The following is a 3,687-nucleotide window of genomic DNA, read 5'->3' as shown; positions in this document are numbered from 1 at the left end:
GCCGCGGGTCCGGCTGGAGGCTGACGGCCTGGGGGAGGGCTCGCTGCGGGCGCTGCGGGTGTACGCGGGCGACCCCGAGGGCCGGCTGAGGCGCCCGCTGCTGGCGGAGGTGGAACTCGGGCCGGTGGGCGAGGCGGACGTGCTCGTCGACGACCCCCAGGACCCGCTCCTGCAGGCGGATTGGCAGCCGGATGAGGTCCTGGAGGCTGCCCGGGGGCTGATCCAGGACCCGGCGGGGGTCGACCCGGGCTACCGCATCGCCGACCCGGCGCCGGAGGCGCTCGACCACCTGTTCGGCCGGTTCTTCCGCCACCCGCGCCTGCGGCCGGAGCAGGCCGAGGCCGTGCGGCGGGTGCTCGCGGGCGAGAGCCTGCTGGTGCTGCTGCCGACGGGCTACGGCAAGTCGGCCATCTACCAGCTGGCGGCCCTGGTCCAGCCGGGCACCGCCCTGGTGGTCTCCCCCCTGGTCTCGCTGATCCTCGACCAGGTCGACCACCTCTACCGCGACGGGATCACCGGGGTGGGCTTCATGAGCGGCCGCAAGCACGCCGCCGGGACCGCGGAGGCCACGCTGGAGCACCTGCGCAACGGCCGCTACCGCCTGTTCTACGTCGCCCCCGAGCGCCTCGACCTGGCCGACTTCCGGCGGGAGCTGGTGGAGCTCATCAAGGGCCACCGCTTCTCCCTCATCGCCGTCGACGAGGCCCACTGCGCGTCGGAGTGGGGCCACGACTTCCGCACCGCCTACCTCCACCTCAAGGGCCTGCGCCAGTACATCGAGCAGCAGGGGGTGGCAGAGCGCGTGCCGATGCTGGGCCTCACCGCCACCGCCTCGCCGGTGGTGCGCGCGGACATCCTGCGCCTGCTGGGCATCGGCCCTGACAGCGTGGTCCAGAGCCGCAGCAGCGACCGGCCCGAGCTGAGCTACAGCGTCCACGTCGTCGACGGCCGCCAGGGCTACGCGGGGCGGCTGCGGGCGCTGGACGAGGTGCTGACCCGGGTCGTGCCCGCGGTGCTGGGGGCAGGGGAGGAGGGGCTGCTCGAGCGCGACCCCCGCGGCCGCCACCGCCACGGCGCGGTGGTCTTCGCCCCCTTCGCCAACGCGCACAGCCGCGCCTTCTTCGCCAGCAACGCCGCGGCGGTGGCCGAGCACCTCCGGCGCGACGGGGTGCTGCCGGAGGGGGCGGTGGGCGTCCACTCCAACTCCGCCCCGGGCCGCTGCCCGCGCTGCGGTTCCTCCCGCTACTACGGCGACTACGGCCGGTACCGCTGTGCCGAGGCGGGCTGCGGGTTCGTTGGCGAGAAAGACGACTTCGCCAGCCCCGGCGACTGGGACGAGCGCCTGCTGGAGGTCCAGGCGCAATTCCTCGACAACCGCCTGCCGGTGCTGGTCTCGACCAAGGGCTTCGGGATGGGCATCGACAAGCCGAACATCCGCCTGGTGGTGCACTACGTGATGTCGGGCAGCCTGGAGGGCTACTACCAGGAGGCCGGCCGGGCCGGCCGCGACCGCGCCCACGCCCACGTCGCGCTCGTCACCGTGCCTCCTGACCGTGCCTGTGAAGAGCAGCACCTGCACGACCGGGCCATCTTCGGGCTGGGGGCGGACGACCCCCTGCCCCTTCCCTGTCTGGCGCGCAACAGCCGGGGCTTCCCCACCCTGGAGTGCCCCTACGGCCTGAAGGAGCTGTGCGACGTGGGCCAGCAGGCCTACTTCATCAACCAGAACTTCCCCGGCGCCCGGGACGAGCTGGCCCGGCTCACCGAGGCCTACGCCGGGGCGCTGGCCGGGGAGACGCTGAAGGAACTCCCCGGGGCCGGCGACAACAAGCCCGTGGAGAAGGCCCTCTCCCGCCTGCGGGTGCTGGAGGTGCTTCGCACCTACGCGCGCCAAAGGGGCCGCGCCTACCGGCCGGAGCTCAACAAGAACTGGACCTGGGCCCGCGGCGTCGCCGCCCTGGCCGACTACGTGCGCGGCTACGGCGAGGCCACCGGCACCCCCGCCGCGGTGCTGGCCGAGGTCGAGGAACTGGCCCGCTCCGAGGGCGACCAGGCCGAGTTCGTGCAGCGGGCCGGGAAGATCCTCATCGAGTCGCTCTACACCACGATCCGCGCCATGCGGCTGGCGGGGTTGCGCAACCTTTACCACTACGCCGACCTGCCGAAGGGCAGCTGCCGGCGGGTATACCTGCGGCGGGCCTTCGAGCTGCGCCTGCCGCAGGACTACCGCTGCGGCTTCTGCGATACCTGCGTGCCGGACCTCGACTTCGGGCGCGAGCGTGCCCTGGTCCCCGAGGAGGCGACGCGCGAGCGGGTCCTGGCGGAGGGTTTGGAGCGGGTGCTCACGGGCTACGACCTCGAGGCGCTGGCGGCCTATGCCCGCGAGGTGGCCGAGGCGGGGTTCGTGGGCGCGGTGCGCGGGCGGGTGGAGTACCTGCTCGAGCAGCGGCCCAACGACCTGGCGGTGCTGTTCCTGGCTGCCCTGACCGCCGGCCTCGAGGGCGAGGGGGCCACCGCCAAGGTGCTGGCCGAGCGCGCCCTGGAGGTGATGCTGCGCGCGCGGATGAGCCTGGGGGGCCAGCTGGCCTTCGTGCTGGCCCTGGGCGAGTGGCTGCCGGGCCTCGCCGACGACCTGGCCGGCGAGGCCCAGGGGGTCCTGGGGCGCACCCACCCCCGCCCCGCGCTGCTCGAGGCCCTGCGACAACTCGACGCCCCGCGGGCGGCGCGCCTGACCCGCGCCTGGTCGCTCGAGGGCCTGGTGGGCGTCGCCGAGCGCCTGGGCGGGCTGCTGCCCGCGGCGGTGCTCGAGGCCTTCACGGCCGCCGTCGACCGCACCATGCCGGCCCCGGCGGCCGACCGTGAGGGCGTCGCGCCCGAGCCCGTGCCGGCGAGGGCGCAGGAGGAACTGGATGGCTGACTACCTGACCGACGAATGGATCGCACAGCAGCAACAGCGGCTGGACGCCGCCCACGAGCAGGTGGCCCGGGCCATCGCCCTGTTCGGGCGTGCCGGGGAGTCCCTGCCCCGGCTGGAGGCGGCGCTGCAGGCCGCCGAGGAGCGCGTCGCCCGCCTGAGGACGGAGCTCGAGCAGGCCCGGAGCGGGTTCCGGGGCGAGGCGGAGGGGTGGCTGCGCCGGCTCGCGGAGGAGGGAAAGGCCCAGGCGGAGCAGCTCGGACAGCGCCTGTCGGAGCTGCTGAAGGACCTGGAGGAGCTGCGCGACCAGCGCCTGCTCTGGGAGCTGCGCGAGCGGGTCGAGGCCCTCCGGCAGCAGTGGTCCACCACCCAGCAGGAGTGGCTCGAGGCCCTCCACGAGGAGGTGACGGCGGCGGAGGCCCGGGTGCGGGAGCCGCTGCGCGAGCTGGGGGAGGAGATGCGCGGGGGGCTGGAGGCGCTGCGGGGCGAGGCCTCGGCGGCCCAGGCGGGCCTGCGCCAGGAGCTGGGCGGCCAGCTTGACCCGCTCCGGGAGTGGCTGGGGCGGGTGGAGCTGCGGCTGGGGAACGTTTCTCAGGGTCTGGAGCAGGGGGTGAGGGACCGGCAGGAACTCGCCCACGCCCTCGCCGCCGAGCGCTCGGCCCGCGAGCAGCTGCACCAGGAGCTGCGCGCGCTCCGCCAGGACCACGCCCGGCTGCAGGAGGAACTCGGCGCACAGCTGCGGCGGCAGCAGGAGCTCGAGCGGCAACTGCAGG

The 3,687-nt window shown here is 74.7% G+C and carries 2 protein-coding genes; both read left to right on the top strand.

Annotated features, from left to right (window positions below; genetic code table 11):
* A partial coding sequence (locus MEICH_RS23000) for a DEAD/DEAH box helicase (RefSeq protein ID WP_245587598.1) occupies nt 1-2,917 on the top strand: 2,917 nt, incomplete at its 5' end.
* On the top strand, nt 2,910-3,687 hold a 778-nt coding region (locus MEICH_RS22995), incomplete at its 3' end, for a coiled-coil domain-containing protein (RefSeq protein WP_036218124.1). The genes MEICH_RS23000 and MEICH_RS22995, both read left to right, overlap by 8 nt.

Origin of the sequence: Calidithermus chliarophilus DSM 9957 (assembly GCF_000430045.1) — a bacterium.
GTDB classification, from domain to species: domain Bacteria; phylum Deinococcota; class Deinococci; order Deinococcales; family Thermaceae; genus Calidithermus; species Calidithermus chliarophilus.
Note: the sequence above shows the minus strand (reverse complement) of the source record. Positions and strands in the feature narration are given on the sequence as shown.